Source organism: Actinomadura decatromicini, assembly GCF_008121305.1.
In the GTDB taxonomy this organism is placed as follows: domain Bacteria; phylum Actinomycetota; class Actinomycetes; order Streptosporangiales; family Streptosporangiaceae; genus Spirillospora; species Spirillospora syzygii.
The window spans coordinates 52,069-69,913 of sequence record NZ_VSRQ01000005.1 but is presented as its reverse complement, the minus strand read 5'-3'; the positions used below and the strand labels follow the sequence as shown (position 1 = coordinate 69,913).

21 protein-coding genes, 2 CRISPR repeat arrays and 1 riboswitch are annotated in these 17,845 nt (G+C 68.1%); of the genes, 7 read left to right on the top strand and 14 right to left on the bottom strand.

The window, feature by feature from the left end:
* Positions 1-12 precede the first annotated feature (12 nt).
* Positions 13-423 (bottom strand): ATP-binding protein, encoded by a 411-nt coding sequence (locus FXF68_RS23050; RefSeq protein WP_246178897.1) that lies wholly within the window; start codon positions 421-423, stop codon positions 13-15.
* Between the two features lie 339 nt (positions 424-762).
* Here FXF68_RS23050 and FXF68_RS23045 point away from each other — a divergent pair, with 339 nt between their 5' ends.
* On the top strand, positions 763-1,071 hold the full coding sequence (locus FXF68_RS23045; RefSeq protein ID WP_148762554.1) for a hypothetical protein: 309 nt from the start codon (positions 763-765) through the stop codon (positions 1,069-1,071).
* 87 nt (positions 1,072-1,158) lie between these two features.
* Here the strand turns inward: FXF68_RS23045 and FXF68_RS23040 are convergent, their stop codons facing one another.
* Positions 1,159-1,962 carry a helix-turn-helix domain-containing protein gene (locus FXF68_RS23040; RefSeq protein WP_148762552.1) on the bottom strand — a complete coding sequence of 268 codons (804 nt, stop codon included), beginning with the start codon at positions 1,960-1,962 and terminating at the stop codon, positions 1,159-1,161.
* Positions 1,963-2,049: 87 nt separating this feature from the next.
* Between FXF68_RS23040 and FXF68_RS23035 the strand changes: the two genes are divergently transcribed.
* Positions 2,050-2,454, top strand: coding sequence for a nuclear transport factor 2 family protein (locus FXF68_RS23035; RefSeq protein WP_148762550.1), 405 nt, complete (start codon positions 2,050-2,052; stop codon positions 2,452-2,454).
* Between the two features lie 51 nt (positions 2,455-2,505).
* Here FXF68_RS23035 and FXF68_RS23030 read toward each other — a convergent pair whose 3' ends face one another.
* The 3 genes from FXF68_RS23030 to FXF68_RS23020 all read right to left on the bottom strand — a co-directional run bounded on the left by FXF68_RS23030 (position 2,506) and on the right by FXF68_RS23020 (position 3,852).
* Positions 2,506-2,955 (bottom strand): lamin tail domain-containing protein, encoded by a 450-nt coding sequence (locus FXF68_RS23030; RefSeq protein WP_148762548.1) that lies wholly within the window; start codon positions 2,953-2,955, stop codon positions 2,506-2,508.
* 142 nt (positions 2,956-3,097) lie between these two features.
* Entirely contained in the window at positions 3,098-3,475 is a 378-nt protein-coding gene (locus tag FXF68_RS23025) for a hypothetical protein (RefSeq protein ID WP_148762546.1), read from the bottom strand.
* Positions 3,454-3,852, bottom strand: coding sequence for an ATP-binding protein (locus FXF68_RS23020; RefSeq protein ID WP_148762544.1), 399 nt, complete (start codon positions 3,850-3,852; stop codon positions 3,454-3,456). The genes FXF68_RS23025 and FXF68_RS23020 overlap by 22 nt, the downstream gene beginning before the upstream one ends.
* 142 nt (positions 3,853-3,994) lie before the next feature.
* Between FXF68_RS23020 and FXF68_RS23015 the strand changes: the two genes are divergently transcribed.
* Together FXF68_RS23015 and FXF68_RS23010 are read left to right on the top strand one after the other, a co-directional pair.
* Positions 3,995-4,804 carry a helix-turn-helix domain-containing protein gene (locus FXF68_RS23015; protein ID WP_148762542.1) on the top strand — a complete coding sequence of 270 codons (810 nt, stop codon included), beginning with the start codon at positions 3,995-3,997 and terminating at the stop codon, positions 4,802-4,804.
* Positions 4,795-4,980, top strand: a complete 186-nt coding sequence (locus FXF68_RS23010; RefSeq protein ID WP_148762540.1) for a DUF397 domain-containing protein — start codon at positions 4,795-4,797, stop codon at positions 4,978-4,980. Before FXF68_RS23015 ends, FXF68_RS23010 begins: the two co-directional genes overlap by 10 nt.
* 232 nt (positions 4,981-5,212) lie before the next feature.
* Here FXF68_RS23010 and FXF68_RS23005 read toward each other — a convergent pair whose 3' ends face one another.
* The 3 genes from FXF68_RS23005 to FXF68_RS43125 all read right to left on the bottom strand — a co-directional run bounded on the left by FXF68_RS23005 (position 5,213) and on the right by FXF68_RS43125 (position 8,753).
* Positions 5,213-5,983 carry an SDR family NAD(P)-dependent oxidoreductase gene (locus tag FXF68_RS23005; protein ID WP_148762538.1) on the bottom strand — a complete coding sequence of 257 codons (771 nt, stop codon included), beginning with the start codon at positions 5,981-5,983 and terminating at the stop codon, positions 5,213-5,215.
* Between the two features lie 457 nt (positions 5,984-6,440).
* A CRISPR array of direct repeats spans positions 6,441-6,875; the repeat unit is 30 nt; unit sequence GTCCTCATCGCCCCTACGAGGGTTCGCAAC.
* 899 nt (positions 6,876-7,774) lie between these two features.
* The gene (locus FXF68_RS23000; RefSeq protein WP_148762536.1) at positions 7,775-8,338 is read right to left on the bottom strand and encodes a hypothetical protein; all 564 of its coding nucleotides are present in this window, start codon (positions 8,336-8,338) and stop codon (positions 7,775-7,777) included.
* 151 nt (positions 8,339-8,489) lie between these two features.
* Complete coding sequence (locus FXF68_RS43125) at positions 8,490-8,753, bottom strand: eCIS core domain-containing protein (protein WP_281292229.1); 264 nt, start codon at positions 8,751-8,753, stop codon at positions 8,490-8,492.
* A gap of 588 nt (positions 8,754-9,341) precedes the next feature.
* Positions 9,342-10,221: a CRISPR direct-repeat array (repeat unit 30 nt; unit sequence GTCCTCATCGCCCCTACGAGGGTTCGCAAC).
* A 125-nt stretch (positions 10,222-10,346) separates the two neighbouring features.
* Positions 10,347-10,546: riboswitch (cobalamin riboswitch) on the top strand.
* A gap of 98 nt (positions 10,547-10,644) precedes the next feature.
* Here FXF68_RS43125 and metE point away from each other — a divergent pair.
* Complete coding sequence (gene metE, locus FXF68_RS22990; protein ID WP_148762534.1) at positions 10,645-12,891, top strand: 5-methyltetrahydropteroyltriglutamate--homocysteine S-methyltransferase; 2,247 nt, start codon at positions 10,645-10,647, stop codon at positions 12,889-12,891.
* 59 nt (positions 12,892-12,950) lie between these two features.
* On the opposite strand, the gene FXF68_RS22985 is transcribed toward metE, so the two are convergent.
* The 6 genes from FXF68_RS22985 to FXF68_RS22960 all read right to left on the bottom strand — a co-directional run bounded on the left by FXF68_RS22985 (position 12,951) and on the right by FXF68_RS22960 (position 17,154).
* A complete protein-coding gene (locus FXF68_RS22985; protein WP_148762532.1) occupies positions 12,951-13,727 on the bottom strand; it encodes an ATP-binding protein in 777 nt (258 codons plus the stop codon).
* A gap of 497 nt (positions 13,728-14,224) precedes the next feature.
* Complete coding sequence (locus FXF68_RS22980) at positions 14,225-14,422, bottom strand: DUF397 domain-containing protein (protein ID WP_067892539.1); 198 nt, start codon at positions 14,420-14,422, stop codon at positions 14,225-14,227.
* A gap of 30 nt (positions 14,423-14,452) precedes the next feature.
* Entirely contained in the window at positions 14,453-15,295 is an 843-nt protein-coding gene (locus tag FXF68_RS22975) for a helix-turn-helix domain-containing protein (RefSeq protein ID WP_187438060.1), read from the bottom strand.
* A 186-nt stretch (positions 15,296-15,481) separates the two neighbouring features.
* A complete protein-coding gene (locus FXF68_RS22970) occupies positions 15,482-15,745 on the bottom strand; it encodes a DUF397 domain-containing protein (protein ID WP_148762528.1) in 264 nt (87 codons plus the stop codon).
* A gap of 27 nt (positions 15,746-15,772) precedes the next feature.
* On the bottom strand, positions 15,773-16,600 hold the full coding sequence (locus FXF68_RS22965; RefSeq protein WP_148762526.1) for an SAM-dependent methyltransferase: 828 nt from the start codon (positions 16,598-16,600) through the stop codon (positions 15,773-15,775).
* 95 nt (positions 16,601-16,695) lie between these two features.
* Positions 16,696-17,154, bottom strand: coding sequence for a helix-turn-helix domain-containing protein (locus FXF68_RS22960; protein WP_148762524.1), 459 nt, complete (start codon positions 17,152-17,154; stop codon positions 16,696-16,698).
* A 28-nt stretch (positions 17,155-17,182) separates the two neighbouring features.
* Between FXF68_RS22960 and FXF68_RS42490 the strand changes: the two genes are divergently transcribed.
* Together FXF68_RS42490 and FXF68_RS22955 are read left to right on the top strand one after the other, a co-directional pair.
* The gene (locus FXF68_RS42490; protein ID WP_187438058.1) at positions 17,183-17,353 is read left to right on the top strand and encodes a hypothetical protein; all 171 of its coding nucleotides are present in this window, start codon (positions 17,183-17,185) and stop codon (positions 17,351-17,353) included.
* 66 nt (positions 17,354-17,419) lie between these two features.
* Positions 17,420-17,845, top strand: a complete 426-nt coding sequence (locus FXF68_RS22955) for a hypothetical protein (protein WP_148762522.1) — start codon at positions 17,420-17,422, stop codon at positions 17,843-17,845.

Sequence of the window (17,845 nt, the reverse complement as noted above, 5' to 3'; positions counted from 1 at the left end):
TCCGATATCGCGTCAGCTCGCCAGCGACTTCTCGAAATGGACGATCGCGCCATCTCGGTTGGCGCGATCGGCGATGCGCAGTTCCTCCGTGAACGCGCGCATGAGTTGCAGCCCCCGTCCGTGCTCGGCCAGGGACGCGCTCTGCGCGGCCTCCCAGCCCACGTCCAGTCCCGGCTCCCCGGCGTCGAACTCCTCGGCGACGCCGCCGTCGATGACCTCGACGACGCACCGCGTCCCGTCCATCCGTGCCCTGACCTCGTACTCCTGCCCGTTCGCCGCGTGCTGGATCACGTTCGCGCACGCCTCACCCAGGGCCAGCGCGATGTCGGCACGGATCTCGGAGGCCACCCCGAGCCCGCGGAGCGAGGCGTCGAGCGTGTGACGCACCAGCGGAGCGCTCTCGGCGTTCCTCGGGAGGGTCATTTCGAGAACGACCTCCATGCCATTCGCCTCCGTTCCCTCTAGCAGCCAGATTTCCCGTTACTCTCCAACGGAAACTCCAGTCACCGGAAAACCGTGTCGGCCTGCCACTGGACGCCTTTCCCACGAAACGCCCGTCTACCCGCCCGGCGGAGCGTCCCCGCCCGGCCGGACGCAACGAGCACACCAAGACTGGGGCGTGATCTAGCAGGTGAAGCGGGGGACGGCGCGGCGAGGGCCTCCAATCCGTGACATCCCCCTCACTAGCGGCTGGAACCGGAACCTGTTCCCGAACCGGTGCATCTATCCCTGCGACATGTTGGTCGTACGGGGGAGGGTTCCGTGGTCCGTTCCGCATCGTTCGTCGCCGTTCTCGCGCTCGGCGGCGCGCTGCTGGTCAGCGGCTGCCAGAGCAACAGCTACAGCTGCAAGAACGGCGTATGCCACGTGACCGTCTCGGGCGCCGGGCAGACCGTCGACCTGGACGACTCGAAGGTCACCGTGTCGGAGATCGGCGACCGGGGCGTCACGGTGTCCGCGGACGGCTCGGCCCCGACGACGATCGCGGTCGGCGACACCGCGCGGATCGGCCGCGTCCAGATCACGGTCACGTCCATCGACGGCGAGAAGGTCAAGTTCGACCTGCGCTAGGGCCCCGCTCGGACGCGGGGCCGGTGCACTAGCCCGACCTGCGGTAGGCGTCCCCCGGACTCGCGGGGCCCGTGAAGCAGGCGGCGCTCAAGCCCGGCCTGCGGTCGGGGCGTCGGTCGGGCTCTCGGGCTCGGTGAAGTAGGCGGCGCTCTCCGCGTCCGCCGGGTAGTAGGACTCGATCGCGATCTCGTCAAGCGTGATGTCCATCGGCGTGCCGAACGTGGTGATCGTGGAGAACAGCCGCAGTTCCCGGCCGTCGACGCGAAGGACCATCGGGATCAGGACGTCCGACTCGACCGACCGGCTCGCCGCGTCCTCCTCGGGGACTGCCGCCAGCAGTTCCTCGTAGAGCGCGGCGAGCTCGGCGTCGGGCGCCGAGGCGAGCTGCCGGGTGATCCGGGAGCGGAACATGGCGCGGACGTCCGCCAGGTTAGCGACCAGGTGACCGAGCCCGCGCGGATCCAGGCCCAGCCGGAGCAGGTTCATCGGCGGCCGCCGGAGGTCGGGATCGACGCGGGCGAGGAACGGGTCGAGGGCGCGGTTGGTCATCACGATGTTCCACCGGCGGTCGAACGCCAGCGCCGGATACGGCTCGTGCGCCTGGAGGACCCTGGCCACCGCGTCCCGGGCCGCCGAGAGCGCCTCGTCATCGAGGGTCCGCTCGGGGTAGCGGGGCGCGAACCCCGCGGCGAGCAGCAGCCGGTTGCGGTCGCGCAGCGGCACGTCGAGCTGGTCGGCGAGGCGCAGGACCATGGCGGCGCTCGGGTTCGACTTCCCGGTCTCGACCAGGCTGACGTGACGGGCGGACACGTCGGCGGCGAGCGCGAGATCGAGCTGGCTGAGCCGCCGCTGCGTCCGCCACCGCCGCAGGAGTTCACCGACCGTGTCCACGCCCACCGAGCGTACTCAGCTCACGGCCGGACGCCATGAAATGCCATTTCATCGACAAGCCGCCGGGACCGGGGAAACCTTGCGTCCATGAGCAGCGATAACAAGAGCATCGTCCAACAGGCCCTGTCGGAACTGCTGGGACCGGGCGGCGTCGACGCACTCGAACCATTGATTCGCGACGACTTCCTCCACCACAGGCCGGACGCGACGTCGTCCACGAAGGCGGAATGGCTGGCCGCGGTCGGCGCGGCCCTCGTGCCACTCGCCGACATGCGCATCGAGATACGGCACGTGCTGGCCGATGGCGACCACGTGGTGATGCACACGCGCCGGTGGCTTCCCGAAACGGGGGCGGAAGTCGCGGTCATCGACATCCTGCGAGTCGACAACGGCCTGATCGCCGAGGCGTGGGAAATCATCGAGCCGACGTCCCAGGCCACCGCCAACCTGTCTTGGTGGGACACGGCGCGTCCGGCTCCCGAACCGGCCTGACGCGGCGCGGCGTGCCCGGCTCAGGCGTGGTCCGGAGCCGGGCACTTTCGCTCAGCAGTATTTCGAGGAGCCCGTGCTTCCCCAGGAGCACTTGTCCGCGACGCTGCCGCTCGGGTAGAGCAGGTAGGCGGTGTCGCCGGTGTTGTTCCACACGTACTGCGACCGTCCCCAGTAACGGTGCGTCGCGCTGTTGGAGCCCTTCCCCGTGTGCACGTAGACGGACTTGCGTCCCCCGATCGTGAACGCGCCGAAGGTGTACGTGTACCCGGTCTTGTCGCGGAGCTTCACGCCCTTGAGGTTCTTGGACGACGTGGACGTGTTGAACAGCTGCACCCACTCACCGTTCAGGGACGCGTTCGACCGCGTGTCCTTCCCCGGCGAGTCGTAGTACACCCGGTAGATCTGCACCGGACTCGCGGCCTCGGCCGGAGCCGCCACGACCACCCCGACCCCGCCCGCCACCAGCACGGCAGCGGCCCCCGCGACGAGAAGCTTCTTCATCCCCAGCGATCCTCCCTGTTCGGACGAATCCCTAGATGTACCCGTATCCCCCGACTCACGTAGGCCACTGGCCATCTCCGGGCGCACTGGCAACCAGCGGTCATGATCCCGCGTCTGTGGCCACCAGCTGAACAGGAGAGGGCTACCAGGTGGACGGGAACATGCGGTGCTTAAGGAGCGCGTCCACCTGCTCCATCGCGTGCTTCACGTCGCCGCAGGGAGCCAGGTAGCCGAACCGTCCACGCGCGGCGTCGTAGTAGGCCCACGTCCCGCCGGGCACCGCCCGGACGCGCACCGCGACCCTGACGTGATGCTCAGGACCGAACGCGAACACCCACAGCATGGGCAACCAGTGCGGGTACTCCTCCGTCCGGTAGAGCTTGACGCACCGGTACCCCTTGGCCTGGGCCGCGGTAGCGAGCAGGTCGAGGTGACGGACTGCCGTGGCCCGTCCCCACTGGGTGCGCCACCGCAGTAACCGGCGCTGCATCCGGTCCTTCATCGGGCGCAGCGAGCCCATACGACCTTCCCTCCCCCGTCCAGCGGCCGGACGCCCCAGTCGTCGACGAGCCGGACCATCAGCAGCAGCCCACGCCCGCACAGCGCGTCATCGGCCGCCTCCTGGACGACGGGCAGCCCGCCCCCGTCGTCCGCGACCTCGATGAGAACGAGCCCCTCGTCCGCCTCGGGCAGCACTCGCACAACGATGCGCCCGAATCCGACGTGTTTATAGGAATTCGTAACCAACTCCGTAACCACCACTTGTCCGACATAGGCGTCGACGTACCCCAGCTCGGCGAACCGCACGGCGAGATACCGGCGCGCCAAGGCAGGCGCACGGTCCGTCGCGTCCAAGACGAGCGCCGGCCGCTCCGGCGCGAGAGCTACCACTGACATCGCATGACCTTCGATCGTGTCCGGCTCATGTATCTCTCAGTAACCCACCCATCGACGCGGAGTTATGGTTAACATCCGGAAAGACGAAACATCTCGATGTGGATCTTGGAGTTCCGGTTCCTGCTGGTTAAGGAGCGAGAACATGGCGTCCCCCCGACGACGTGCGGTAACGTCGCCCGCCCTCGCGGCATTCGGTCGACAGTTCAGGCGGTATCGCGAGCGCGCCGGGTTGAGTCAGGCCCGCGTCGCCCAGCGCACTGGCAAGACCGCATCCTTCGTTTCGCAGGTCGAGAGCGGGAAGAAACGCTGCAAACGCGAGTTCGTCGAGATCATGGACCCGGAACTCAAGGCGGGCGGCGTCCTCCTCACCCTCCACGATGACCTCACCAACGACGGGCGACTCGGCTTCCCGACCTGGTTCGACTGGCCCGAGGTGGAGGCCGAGGCCGAGGTACTGACCTGGTGGGAGCACACGGTCATCCCCGGCCTCCTGCAGAAGGAGAGCTACGCGCGCGCCTTCCTCGGCTCAGACGAAGCCATCGCCGCGCGCATGGCACGTCAAGAGATCCTCACTCGTGAGGTTCCGGCCGCCACTACCCTGATCGCGTTCCTAAGCGAGAGTGCGCTCACCAACCTCATCGGCTCGCGAGAGACTATGCGAGAGCAACTCGAACACTTAATAGCGATGAGCGAACTACCGAACGTAACCATTCAAGTCGTCGTGAACGATGACGGCGTTCCCGCAGGGACTGGAGGGGCGTTCATTCTCGCGACCATGAAGGACCGGAGCGAGGTGGCGTATCTTGAGACGACGGTTCGAGGTATCACCACCGATGATGACGATGATCTCATCGGCTTGGCCCGCACGCTAAGGACTCTGACAAGCAAGGCCCTCCCGGCGAGCATGTCACGGGAGTTGATAAGAAAGGTGATAGAAACTAAATGGACTTGACTGCTCTCACCTGGCGAAAGGCGTCAAGGAGCGGCGAGAACGGCGGCGCCTGCGTCGAACTGGCATCAGCATCCGACGTCATCGTGGTCCGCGACAGCAAGAACCCCACCGGTCCCAGGCTCACCATGAGCCGCCCCCACTTCCAACACCTCGCCCGTACCCTCAAAAACCTCTGAGTCCACCTGGATAATTGAGAATGGTGGTCAAAGTATGAGCTCGGGTATTGTTAAATGGCGCAAGTCCAGCCGCAGTACCTCGAATGAGGGAGATCGCCAGCGTTCCCGAAACCATCGCGAGCCGAGACAGCAAAAAACCAAAGGTCCTAACTCGCCCTAAGTCGTAACGACTTCCGACATCTCATTGACGCGCTCAAGGGGCGGCGAGCCTAGGACGCGCGTATGCCGTGGGCTAGGGCCGCGGCGGAGCCTCTTCCGGGTCACGGCCCACGGCATGGCGACCGCCGTCCACCGGAACGACGGCACCGTTGATGAAGCTCGCCTCGCCCGAAAGCAGAAAGGCGACCGTGGCGGCCACCTCGTCTGGACGTCCGACACGCCCCACCGGGTGAAGCAGGCGCATCTCACTCTCAATACGCGCCACCTCGGCGGGCACCTGGTTTCCGAGGAACGTCTCGTACCGCTCAGTGGTGATGGAGCCAAGCGCGACGACATTCGTCCGAATACCGTACGGCCCGTAGTCAACGGCGAGCGCCCGACTCATCCCCTCAGTGGCGGCCTTGGCCGTCGCGTACGGCAGCGAGCCCCGCACCGGCCGCTGTGCCTGGTGGGACGACACATTCACGACGGCCCCACCCGTCCCAGCGTCCAAGAACCGGCGGACGGCAGTGAAGCTTCCCACGACCGCAGGCTCGAAGTTCAACCCAACGAGCTCCAACACCTCACGCGCGGACGGCGACGGAACGTCCCGAAACACAGCCGCGTTGTTGACCCACCCGGCGAGGTCCCCCACCTCTTGAGCCGCATCAGCCGCCCGCTCAGCAACATCCTCCTCCGCCGCGCTCCCCACCACCGGAATGACATCGGCACACTCCCCGGCCCATTCCACAGCAGCCGGATCGACCTCGATCACGACGACTTTCCCGCCGTCCGCCCGAAGCCGCTCGACAATGGCCCGCCCGACTCCACGCCCTCCACCAGTAACGACATAAGACCGACCCACGGCACCCACCTCCGATTCGGCAACCTCCCCATGATCGCCCTGACCCCCACGATGAGGCGAGCCAACCGCCGCCTGGCGCCGGCGCACCACGCACCGCGAAGCACCCAGGGCACCTTCCCGCGCCTTCCCGAACAGATGCCAACGCGAAGACCGTTCATCGCGCTTCCGGCCGCCCCTGGGAGACGGAAGCCCGACCCAAGACAGTGCGAAGGGCCCGACCGGTCTGAGACGCTATAGACGTGCCATCCGTCGAGATCGGCCTTGATCGTTTCAGCGACACGCCGGGGTCTCATGCACAACCGGAGGTTCGCTGCAATCGCACCCCATGGATGGTCATCCGGGCGGCAGCCAACCAGCGGCTTTACCATGGGGTCCTCATCGCCCCGACGGGTCCTCATCGCTGCACTACTCCGAGGGCCCGACGACGCAGACCGTCCGGTCCTCATCGCCCCGACGGGTCCTCATCGCCCCTACGAGGGTTCGCAACAACTCCTCGCGGAGTTCCTTTTCGGCCTTGGCCTTCTGGTCCTCATCGCCCCTACGAGGGTTCGCAACCTCACGGACGCGCAGGGCGGCTACCTGGTGCCGTTCAGTCCTCATCGCCCCTACGAGGGTTCGCAACACGCGGGCACGGTCACCTTGTCGCCTGGGTGGATCAGGTCCGGTCCTCATCGCCCCTACGAGGGTTCGCAACCGATCACGGTCGTCCGGCGCGGGTACGAGTGCCCGGGTCCTCATTGCCCCTACGAGGGTTCGCAACCGATCTTGAGGGCCTTGCTTGCGGTGAACGGCAGTCCTCATCGCCCCTACGAGGGTTCGCAAGGGGTAGGTCATCGCCATTAGCGTTGACTCCCACATGAGGGTCCTCATCGCCCCTACGAGGGTTCGCAACTCAATCCGGACGATCTGTTGCCGTGCCCGCCGGTGTCCTCATCGCCCCCTACGAGGGTTCGCAACAGCCGCAACACCAGCCGATCCACACGGTCCTGCGCTCGTCCTCATCGCCCCTACGAGGGTTCGCAACACACCGGCCAGCCGTGCGGGCACTGCACGCAAGCGTCCTCATCGCCCCTATGAGGGTTCGCAACGCGACTCGCGCGTGATCCTCGATCAGCCCGGCGCCGGTCCTCATCGCCCCTATGAGGGTTCGCAACGGCTGGCGTACCCCCGGCTGAGCGTGGGGGGCGGTCCTCATCGCCCCTACGAGAGTTCGCAACCTGTCCAGGACCGCAGCTTGGACCGCTCGTACTCCTCGTCCTCATCGCACCTATGAGGTTCGCAACCCTTGCTGTGACGGAGCCGCCTCAAAGTGCACCCGGGGAGTCCTCATCGCCCCTATGAGGGTTCGCAACCGAGGTGCGCGACCACCCAGCGGTCGAGGCGGGCCGCCGGTTTTCATCGCCTCTACTAGGGTTCGCAACATGGGCTGGTCATCCAGCCGTTCCATCGGGACCTGAAAGCTCTCGTCGCCTGTACGAGGGTTCGCAACACCCGTACGGGAAGTTCGGCCGTCGTCCATCCGGGTCCTCATCGCCCCTACGAGGGTTCGCAACGCGACCACGGTGTGGCGGGCGATCCGCTCGCGCAGGTGTCCTCATCGCCCCTGCGAGGGTTCGCAACGCTCGGCGGACGGAGATGGAGAGGCGTGCGAGCTTGGTCCTCATCACCTCTACGGGGCGGCGTGCGTGGTGGGTGGACGGGCTCCTTCGGTCTCCGGTGATGCTGGCCTGGTTATGGGTTTCGGCCTTGGGCCTGGGTGTGGTGGATGTCCCAGATCCAGGAATTGTCGCCCTACTGTTGCCTGACTTCGCCGATTCCGCTGGTGATCTCTTGGCGGAGGTCCCTGAGGTTTCCTGAGCTTTGGGGCCTCGCGAGCAGTCGTCTGACTATCGACTCGTCGATCTGTGCCAGGCACCAGGCGTCAAGCTGCGCTACTGGCCACGTTCCGATATCGTCCGTCGACCACGAGTCGACATTCGCGAGACCCTGCATGATCTGCTCCGCCAGGTCGCCTTGGTGAAGGTTGATCCCCACTCCCGCCCGCTGAAGCATTTGGCCGATTTCCTGGTTCGTGCTCGCGCTGACCCTGCTCAGGTCCCAGCGCGCCACATGCCACCCGGCATCGTTCAATTCTATGAGGTGGGCGAGATGGCGAGCTTCGTCGTTCCCGTCCGCCCGCATCCTCCTGTCGATGAAGACGCTCTGCATGCCCGGCGAGTAGCAGAAGTGGTTCGTCCATTCGACGGCCCGTGCCTGGGTGGGCCAGGGGTCGGCCACGACCCATTCCGAAGGGTCCTCGCCCTCAGAAACGATGATCACGAACCAATGCGACTGCTGAGGGTGCATCACCATCATGAGGTCCTCCCCGCGGGCCTATCGCTGAAGGTGGGAGAACGTGCATGCGGCGGACGACTCGCAAATCATGCTTCGCGCATACAGAGCCTTCGCGCCCACCAAGTCGCGACGGTCGGTACCGCGAAGGAGCCTGGCAAGGTCCAAGAAACCGTCATGCTGCTGGACGACTCCCGCTGCGCTGCTGGATGACGTGCGTCAGATCGTGGGCGAGGGTGTGCTTGTCCGCGCCACCCGAACCGACCACGACGTGGCAGCTGGACCTGTAGGCCCGCGCCCCGATCTCGGCGGCCGACCGCTGCGCCGCGACGTCATCGTGAATTCGCACGTCGCTGAAATTCGCGCCCAGCCGTTGCTCCATCTCATCCCGCAGCCCGTCCCCCAGAGGACACCCGGAGGTGCGCAGGACGTCATGCACCGCCGACCGCTGGACCGCACGGGACGTGACCGTGCCCCTGCGCCCTCAGCACGGCGGTCACTGCGGCGTTGCCCGCCGCACGCTGCAAAGCCAGCAGAGCCGACGCCGGATCGGTCGGCTCCGCCGCCTTAGGCCGGGCGACACCCCGCGGGCGCTCTTCGCTGTTCTGCTTGCCCAGTCGCGCATTTTCCCGCACGGATGCCTCCCGACAATGAACGCACCTCACCGTCCCCCGTGCCCTCGGCCTGGGGGAAGGACGCTGAGGACAGCGCCAAGGGCAAGCTCTCGTGCCCTTCCGATCAATGCCGGTGCCGCGAGGTCCCGTCATCGAAGGCCCATCGGGGCCATGGGACGGCCTCCGAGTCACGTTCGATGACGCCGCTGTCACCGCCCGTGCGACCGCTACTGTGCCTCAAGCCAATGGGAGCGGCCGGGCTGGTCTGAGACGCTACAGACGTGCCCACCGCCGAGGTCGACCTTGATCGTTTCAGCGACACGCCGGGGTCTCGTGCAGAACCGGAGGTTCGCTGCAATCACACCCCATGTACGGTCACCCAGGCGACGTCCAACCAGCGGCTTTACCATGGGGTCCTCATAGCCCCTACGAGGGTTCGCAACACCGAAGCGGGCCGAGGAGTGGGTGAACGCCGCCGGTCCTCATAGCCCCTACGAGGGTTCGCAACATGGCCGAGCGTGACGAGCTGCGCCGGTTCTTCGTCCGTCCTCATAGCCCCTACGAGGGTTCGCAACCGGTTCTCGCCCGCGCTGGCCTCGATGGCGCGGGTCCTCATCGCCCCTACGAGGGTTCGCAACACAGTGACCCGGACGAGGACCACTGCGACCGTCCCAGTCCTCATCGCCCCTACGAGGGTTCGCAACTGCACGCCTACGCCGGGTTCCTCGGCCTGACCGGGTCCTCATCGCCCCTACGAGGGTTCGCAACACCTTCTGCCGACCTGCCTCGGCGACCTCGCGCGTCCTCATCGCCCCTACGAGGGTTCGCAACCTGAGGCGTCACCTCGGACGAACCGCAGGCACTCCTGGTCCTCATCGCCCCTACGAGGGTTCGCAACAACCCGTCCGCTTGCAGGTCCCATCTGGAGCGGGTGCCGTCCTCATCGCCCCTACGAGGGTTCGCAACGCATTACGCCCCCCGCTTTGTGTGATGATGCTGCGTCGTCCTCATCGCCCCTACGAGGGTTCGCAACGCATTACGCCCCCCGCTTTGTGTGATGATGCTGCGTCGTCCTCATCGCCCCTACGAGGGTTCGCAACGTGATGTCGCCGCCGTCCCGGCCGATCACGCACACGTCCTCATCGCCCCTACGAGGGTTCGCAACGCGTAGATGGTGCCCTTGTAGCCGTTGATGAGTACGTCCTCATCGCCCCTACGAGGGTTCGCAACTCGATCCGGATCGCCGACTCCCAGCACTGGCCGGTCCTCATCGGCCCTACGAGGGTTCGTCACCCGTAATGCGGCGCGGTCAGTGGCACGCGGGATTCGTGGTCTCATCGCCCCAGCGGGCGAGGCTAGTGGGGTGTGGGTCTTGTTCGGTGAACGTGTGCCTTCCGGGTGGAGGGTCTTGGGGTCGGTAGGCTTTGGGGTGCGGATGGTTCACTCGGGGACGAGTGTCGTAAGAGGGAACCCGGTGTGAGTCCGGGACTGCCCCGCAGCGGTTAGTGGGAACGACCGCCGTCATACGCACTGGGCCTCACGGCCTGGGAAGCGACGGTCAGTAGGAGCAAGCACGGCGCCCGCGAGTCCGAAGACCTGCCTCCGCCCGTGCGCCAACTGGTGCGCGGTGGTCTGCGGCCTCGTGGGACGGTCGGCGGCGTCCGCTTCGCCGTGCGCTCCTCGGGGTCCGCCCGTGGCACAGCGAGGGAAGCCGCCATGAACACCACGATCCTCGGATACCCCCGAATCGGGGCGCGCCGGGAACTGAAATTCGCCACCGAGGACTACTGGGCCGGACGCGCCGACGCCGACGCCCTCAACAGGACGGGCGCGGAACTGCGCGCCGACGTCTGGACGTCCCTGCGCGACGCGGGCCTGAACGCCATTCCGTCCAACTCCTTTTCGTTCTATGACCACATGCTCGACACGAGTGTCTTGGTCGACGCCGTCCCGGAGCGGTATCGGAAGCTGAGCGGGCTCGACCGGTACTTCGCCATGGCGCGGGGCGTGCAGGACGTCCCGCCGCTGGAGATGACCAAGTGGCTCGACACGAATTATCACTACATTGTCCCGGAGGTCGGGCCGGGGACGCGGTTTCGGCTGGCGGACGGGTCAGCCGCCAAGCCGCTCGCCGAATTCCGGGAGGCGCGGGCGCTCGGGATCGAGACGCGGCCCGTGCTCGTCGGGCCGCTCACCTATCTTCTGCTGGCCAAGGCCGAGGAGGGCGCGCCGAAGGAGTTCCGGCCGCTGGACCTGCTGGACGGGCTCGTCAACGTCTACTCCGAACTGCTGGAACGGCTGGCCGGGGCAGGGGCGAAGTGGGTGCAGCTGGATGAGCCCGTGCTTGTCGCCGATCGGTCGGAGGAGGAGATCGCCGCGCTGAAACGCGCCTATGCGCGGCTCGGACGGCTTACGAGTAGGCCCCGGCTCATGGTCGCCACCTACTTCGGCACGATCGGCGCGGATGCTTTGCGTGTTCTGGCGGCGAGTCGGGTCGAGGCCGTTGGGCTGGACTTTGTTGCGGGGCCCGAGAATGTCGACGTCCTGGCGTCGGTCGGTGGGCTGCCGCGCAAGACGCTTGTTGCGGGTGTCGTGGACGGGCGCAACGTCTGGCGGACCGATCGGCGTCGGGCCATGGCCACCTGCGCTTCGCTCCTCGGGCTCGTCGACCAACTGGTGGTGAGCACGTCGTGCTCCCTCATGCATGTCCCCATCGACCTGGACGCGGAGACCGCGCTCGAACCCGGTGTGAAGGAACGGCTTGCGTTCGCGCGCCAGAAGGTCGGGGAGGTCGTCGCGCTCGGGCGGGCGTTGCGTGAGGACGTCCCGCTTCCTGATGATGCGATGGCGTCGCCTGCGGCGGTCAATCAGGAAGTGCGGGAGCGGCTGGAAGCGCTGAACGACGCAGGGCGCGGTGACAGGGGCTCGCGGTTCGAGGCGCAGCAGGAGGCGCTGGGACTGCCCGTGCTGGCGACCACCACGATCGGGTCGTTTCCGCAGACGTCCGAGATCCGGCGGGCCCGTGCCGACCGTCGCGCCGGGCGCATCAGCGAGGACGCCTACACCCAGGTCATGAAGGACGAAATCGCCCGCGTCATCGCGCTGCAAGAGGACCTCGGGCTGGACGTCCTCGTGCATGGTGAGCCTGAGCGCAACGACATGGTGCAGTACTTCGCCGAGCAGTTCGACGGGTACGCGGCGACCCAGCACGGATGGGTGCAGTCGTACGGGTCGCGTTACGTCCGGCCGCCGATCCTGCACGGGGACGTCGCGCGGCCTCGGCCTATGACCGTTGAGTGGACGACATATGCGCAGTCCCTTACGAGGAAGCCCGTCAAGGGGATGCTGACCGGGCCCGTCACCATGCTGGCCTGGTCGTTCGTCCGGGACGATCAACCCCTCGGAGACACCTCCCGCCAGGTCGCGCTGGCGCTGAGGGACGAGATCGCCGATCTGGAGGCGGCCGGGATCCGCGTCGTTCAGGTGGACGAGCCCGCGCTCCGCGAACTGCTGCCGCTCCGGGACGCCGACCGTCCCGCTTACCTGGACTGGGCGGTCGGCGCGTTCCGGCTCGCCACCTCGGGCGCCGCCGACACGACGCAGGTCCACACGCACATGTGCTACTCCGAGTTCGGCGAGATCATCGGCGCGATCGGCGCGCTGGACGCCGACGTCACCAGCGTCGAGGCGGCCCGCTCGCGGATGGAGCTAGTCGCGGACCTGCGCGCCGCCGGGTACGCGAACGGCATCGGGCCGGGCGTGTACGACATCCACTCGCCGCGCGTCCCGGCCGCCGAGGAGATCGAGGAGAACCTGCGCCGCGCGCTCCTCGCCGTCGAGCCGGATCGGCTCTGGGTCAACCCCGACTGCGGGTTGAAGACCCGCGCCTACCCGGAGACGGAGGCGTCGCTGCGGAACCTGGTCGCGGCGGCGCGCCGCGTCCGCGCCGAGCTGACCGGCTGAGCCCGGCACCGCATGGCCCGTCCGCTGCCCCCCGGCGCGGTCGGGCCATGCGGCCCCCTCTACTGCCGGTCGTCCCCTCCTTCGGAAAGCCCTTCGTACACCCGGACGAGCTGCTCGCACACCTCGGTGATGTCGGTGACCGGCAGTTTCCCGGTCTCGCCGGAGCGGGCGCACCAGCGGAACGTCGCCGTCTCGCACCACACCGTCAGCTCCCCGGGCGCGGACAGCATCGCGACGCCGAGCTCGTTCCGCGGCGCGAGCCGCTGCAGGCCGCGTTGGACGAGCATCGCCTGCAAGTCGCGCATCGAGCTCGTCCCGGCCGTCCGGGGGGCGAGCGGACGCGGGTGGCCGGTGCGGGTGGCGGGCACCGCGAACCAGGTGGCCTTGCCGCGCACCACCGGGCTGCTGAGCCGGGACCGTGTCGGATGGTGCCCCCACCGTCCGGCCGTGAGCAGCTCGATGATCTCCAGCCCGCGGCCGTGCTCGTGCATGCCGCCGACCCGCTCCGGCGGACGCCGCCACTGCCGGAGCGAGTCGAACGCCTTGACGACCAGCTCGTCCCCGCCGAGGACGGAGGCGCGCTGGTAGACCCACAGCTCGGCGCGGGAGCGCCCGGAGCGGGGCGTCGCGTGCTGGAGGACGTTGGTGGCCAGCTCGCTGACCATGATGGCGACGTCGTCGGCGTCCTTGACGGCGAGGCCGAGCACCGGGAGCAGCGTCCTGACCTGGGCTCGGGCGACGGAGGCGATCGACTCGTCCGCCGGCAGCGGGATGGCCGCGCAGCCGCCGGGCTCCAGACTCCAGGGAATCCCGCACTCCGTTGCGGCCTTCGTCATGACGCTCACCCTCGGGGTTTCGCGGAGCTGTGTTCGCGTTCAGACAATCGCGACATGAGCCTCATAGGCCCGCGAGTCGCTATGTGTGATTCACAGATCAAAGCTTCGCACATCCCGGCCGGAATGGGGCGTCACACGAGCAAGCTCGTCCGGGCACGACTGAGACGTTCACCGAACCGGCTGGAAACCGCACAGACCATGCCCCGGAACGGGCCGCCAAGCACGTACCGGCGGCGCGGGAGACGTCCGGCCGCCCGCGCTGTAGCGTTGGCGGGGCCTGAGAGAGGGCCGCACACGTGAAGATCCCCCAGGGATGCAGCCCCTGGGGGATCCGGTGTGCGGCCCGGCGATCGTGCGGGGCCGCTCGCCCTACCGGGACCGCGGGCGCGCCCGCTGGTGGAGAGCCGCTCCCGCGGGGTCGGCCCGGTCGGCGGTCCGATGCCGGAGGACGCCCGCGCCGCGCCGTCCGCCGTCGGCCACGCCGGGCGGTCCGCCGGTCAGCGGTCGTACCTGCCCGCGCGCAGGTCGCCGAGGAACGCGGCGAAGACGGACCGGGGGACGACGTGCGCTCCGGCCTCCGGGGTCCTGCTGTCGCGCAGCCCGGTGGCCGTCCCGAGGTCGGCGACCTCGACGCAGCCGCCGTTGCTGCTCGCGCTCGCGGTGGCCTTGAACCATCGTGCCTGAGAGAGATCCATGTGTGCTCCGCTCGCTCTCTCGCGCCGGACTCACTCCAGCGCGGCGATCGACTTCTCCAGGTGTGCCGCGGTGTCGGCGGTGCTCAAGGCCGCCGCGCGGATCTGCTCGAAGATCCGGTCATACGCCTCCACTTTTTCGGGGGTGTCGATCTCCTGGATGTCCGCGTCGTTCTCCAGGAAGACCAGCGGCGGCTCGCCGCCGGGGAAGCGGAAGATGTTGACCAGCGTCGACATGCCGGGGTGCAGGCCGTCCGACAGGCGGAGCAGCCGCAGCTCCACGTTCGGCCGCTTCGACATGGTCAGCAGGTGGCGGAGCTGGGCGCGGCGATCGCCCGCGTCGCCCCACTCGTACATCAGCGCCGCCTCGGTGATCAGCGCGACCAGCTCGGGGGCGGTGCCGTCGTCCCGGTCGAGGATCTGCTGGCGGCGCAGCCGCGCCCGCAGCGCCCGCTCGCGCCACTCCGGCGACTGGAACCCCGACGCCAGCAGGGCCTGCATGTACGGCAGGGTCTGCAGCAGGCCCGGCAGCACCAGCGGCATGATCACGTGGATGCGGGACGCGTCGCCCTCGAAACCCGGGAACTCGTTGTCGAAGACGTCGGGATACTCCCGCCACCAGGCGCGTTCCCGCGCCAGCGAGGCGAGCCGCTCCAGCTCGTCGAGGTCGCTGCCCTCGTAGATGCGGGCGAGGTCGCGGATGTCGCTCAGCTCGGGACGGACCCAGTTGTTCGCCTCGAACCGGCCGACCTTGCCGCGTCCCCAGTTCAGCCGGTCGCACACCTGGTTGGCGGTGTATCCGGCCTCGTCGCGCAGCTCGCGCAGACGCCGCGCCAGGCCCCGCTTCGCGACGGTGGCCCCGTACGCCTCGCTCACCGGAACCACCTCCCCTGATCTCCGCCCGCCATCAGCATACGCCTTCCCAATTTGTGAATCACAGATGCTGACAGATCGGATTTAGGAGACGCCGTGACCGCAGCGAAGCGAGGATCACGGCGTCTCCCCCGGGGGTTCGGGGGTCGCCCCCCGAAAGGGCACGCCGTGACCGCAGCGAAGCGAGGATCACGGCGCCTCCCGCGGGGGTTCGGGGGTCGTTCCCCGAAAGGGCACAGCAGCGTGATCGAACTCTCCCTTCTTCACTCCGTCCAGGAAGCAGGTCCACTCGTGCTCGTCGAAGACGGAGACGGGGCCGTCGGCGGTGCGCAGGAACGTCCACTCTCCGGAGAACGCGACCTCGATTGCGCCCTCGGCCGTGCCTGAGCGCTTCCAGTCCAGGGTGTCGGGGTCGAGCCCTAGGTCGTCCAGTGTGGGTTTCTTCGTGGTCATGCGAGTCCCCTCCTCATACATCCCAGGTCAGGCGGGTTTTTTCGCGACCGCGCAGTAGGACCAGCGGGAGCCGTCGCTGTCGGCGGCCTCGGGGTCCTCGGCGCCCCACTCGCCCGCGTAGACGAGGTCCGGCGCGGCGCCCTCGTACGGCGGGACGATCTCCAGCCCGTCGAAGTAGCGCGCGATCTCCTCCCGCGTCCTGGTGTGGACGTTGGCCGACGACTTGGAGTAGACGTCCTTGAGCCCGCTGACGGCCCGCTCCGCCTGCCTGTCATGCGTCCCGGCGGACAGCGCCAGATAGCTGCCCGGAACCAATCGGTCCATGTAACGGCGGATGACGCCCCACGGGTCGTCCGCGTCCGGGACGAAATGCGTCAACGCGACCACCAGTAAAGCCACCGGCTGCGTGAAATCGATGGTCGCCTGCGTGATGGGATGCGCGAGCAGCCCTTCCGGGTCGCGGAAGTCGGCCTGGATGAAGGCCGTCCCGTTGACGCCGGTCAGCAGTTTCTGCGCGTGGGCGCGCACCATCGGGTCGTTGTCCGCGTACAGGACGCGCGCTTCCGGTGCGACGGCCTGCGCCGCGTCGTGCGTGTTGTTTCGGGTCGGAAGTCCCGCGCCGACGTCGATGAACTGGCGGATGTCATGACGCGCGAGCCAGCTGACCGCGCGTTGCAGAAAGCCACGGTTCGCCCACGCGGCGTCTTCGGCCTCCGGCATCGCCGCCTTGACCTTGGCGGCGGCGATACGGTCCACCTCGAAGTTCTCCGTGCCACCGAGATAGAAGTCGTACATTCGGGCCGGGCTGGGGATATCGGGGTCGACCCCGGGGGGAACCTGATCTGTGTCGCTCACCGGTCGGGCCTCCGTTGCGGCAACTTGTGATGCACGAATTATGAAACAAGTTCTCCGGTCCCGCGAAGGGCGCGAGGGGAGGGGAGCCGGGGCGGTCAGTCGTGCGTGGCCGGGGCGACGGCGCAGGCATTTCCCCGCGCATCTCCCCGCGCATCGCCAATGGCCTGCGGATTCTCGGCCAGCCACCGGTAGCCGGGGCATTCGAGAATGTCGTCGGCGGTGCATTCCATGACGTGCTCGATCAGCGCCTTGGACGCGTTCAGCGCCGCGATGCGCCGTTCCAGCGCGGCGTGCTGGCGGCGGAGGAGGGCCTGGCGCTCGTCCCGGCCGGGGGCGTCGAGCATGGCGCGGATCTGCTCCAGCGACAGCCCGCCCTCCTTCGCCCGGACGATCGTCATGACCCGGACGACGTGCTCGTCGGTGTAAACCCGCCGCCCGTTCACCCGCGCGGCCGGGGTGAGCAGACCCATCGCCTCCCAGTGGCGCAGCACGTGCGGGGCGAGGCCGAACCGTCCGGCCAGCTCGCCGATCCGCAGCGCCGCGCTTGACTTCATGTTGACATTAACTTGCAGACTCGTGGCCATGTCAACCTTCGACGGACCGGACGCGTTCGACGTGCTGATCGCGGGCGGCGGGCTGGCCGGGATGGCCGCCGCCTCACCCTCGGCCGGACGCACCGCCGGGACGCCTTTTCGAGGTCTCTACGCGGCGGGCGACATGGCGCGGCGCGCGGCGTTCCCGATGCCGCCGTGAATGGTGAACCATTGCCGGTTCCCCGCCGTCATATCGCACTAGGGTCGAAGGCGGAGGTGGCGGAACATGGATCTTGTGGCGCTGTCCGAGGCGGCGGCCGCGCTGGTGGCCGCGGGCGCGACGGGCGCGGCGCAGAGCGCGGGCGAGCAGGCCACGGCGGGGATGCTGGAGCGGATCCGGTCGGTGTTCCGCGGCGACGCCCGCGCGACGGAGAGCCTGGACGAGGCCGCGTCCACCGGCGACGAGACCGCCGTCCAGGAGCTCGCCGAGTCGCTGCGCTGGTACGCGCGGCGCGACGAGGGGTTCGCCGCCGACCTGGAGCGCTGGGCGGGCGGGCACGTCGAGGTGACGCAGAACGTCGTCGCCGGGCGCGACGCCTACACCGCCGCACGCGACCAGACCATCACCCATCACCACGGCACGCAGGGCACCGACGAGCGCGGAACGCGACAGCGGGACGTCCACCGGCACGGCACCTCCGACGACGACTGA

What these genes read in the sequence shown, in the direction of transcription:
- FXF68_RS22980 (WP_067892539.1), bottom strand. Translation starts at nt 14,422, where the DNA reads ATGGATCTCTCTCAGGCACGATGGTTCAAGGCCACCGCGAGCGCGAGC.
- FXF68_RS23050 (WP_246178897.1), bottom strand. Translation starts at nt 423, where the DNA reads ATGACCCTCCCGAGGAACGCCGAGAGCGCTCCGCTGGTGCGTCACACG.
- FXF68_RS23000 (WP_148762536.1), bottom strand. Translation starts at nt 8,338, where the DNA reads ATGATGGTGATGCACCCTCAGCAGTCGCATTGGTTCGTGATCATCGTT.
- FXF68_RS22955 (WP_148762522.1), top strand. Translation starts at nt 17,420, where the DNA reads ATGGATCTTGTGGCGCTGTCCGAGGCGGCGGCCGCGCTGGTGGCCGCG.
- FXF68_RS22970 (WP_148762528.1), bottom strand. Translation starts at nt 15,745, where the DNA reads ATGACCACGAAGAAACCCACACTGGACGACCTAGGGCTCGACCCCGAC.
- FXF68_RS23030 (WP_148762548.1), bottom strand. Translation starts at nt 2,955, where the DNA reads ATGAAGAAGCTTCTCGTCGCGGGGGCCGCTGCCGTGCTGGTGGCGGGC.
- FXF68_RS23035 (WP_148762550.1), top strand. Translation starts at nt 2,050, where the DNA reads ATGAGCAGCGATAACAAGAGCATCGTCCAACAGGCCCTGTCGGAACTG.
- FXF68_RS22985 (WP_148762532.1), bottom strand. Translation starts at nt 13,727, where the DNA reads ATGACGAAGGCCGCAACGGAGTGCGGGATTCCCTGGAGTCTGGAGCCC.
- FXF68_RS42490 (WP_187438058.1), top strand. Translation starts at nt 17,183, where the DNA reads ATGTCAACCTTCGACGGACCGGACGCGTTCGACGTGCTGATCGCGGGC.
- metE (WP_148762534.1), top strand. Translation starts at nt 10,645, where the DNA reads ATGAACACCACGATCCTCGGATACCCCCGAATCGGGGCGCGCCGGGAA.
- FXF68_RS23025 (WP_148762546.1), bottom strand. Translation starts at nt 3,475, where the DNA reads ATGGGCTCGCTGCGCCCGATGAAGGACCGGATGCAGCGCCGGTTACTG.
- FXF68_RS23010 (WP_148762540.1), top strand. Translation starts at nt 4,795, where the DNA reads ATGGACTTGACTGCTCTCACCTGGCGAAAGGCGTCAAGGAGCGGCGAG.
- FXF68_RS23015 (WP_148762542.1), top strand. Translation starts at nt 3,995, where the DNA reads ATGGCGTCCCCCCGACGACGTGCGGTAACGTCGCCCGCCCTCGCGGCA.
- FXF68_RS23020 (WP_148762544.1), bottom strand. Translation starts at nt 3,852, where the DNA reads ATGTCAGTGGTAGCTCTCGCGCCGGAGCGGCCGGCGCTCGTCTTGGAC.
- FXF68_RS22960 (WP_148762524.1), bottom strand. Translation starts at nt 17,154, where the DNA reads ATGAAGTCAAGCGCGGCGCTGCGGATCGGCGAGCTGGCCGGACGGTTC.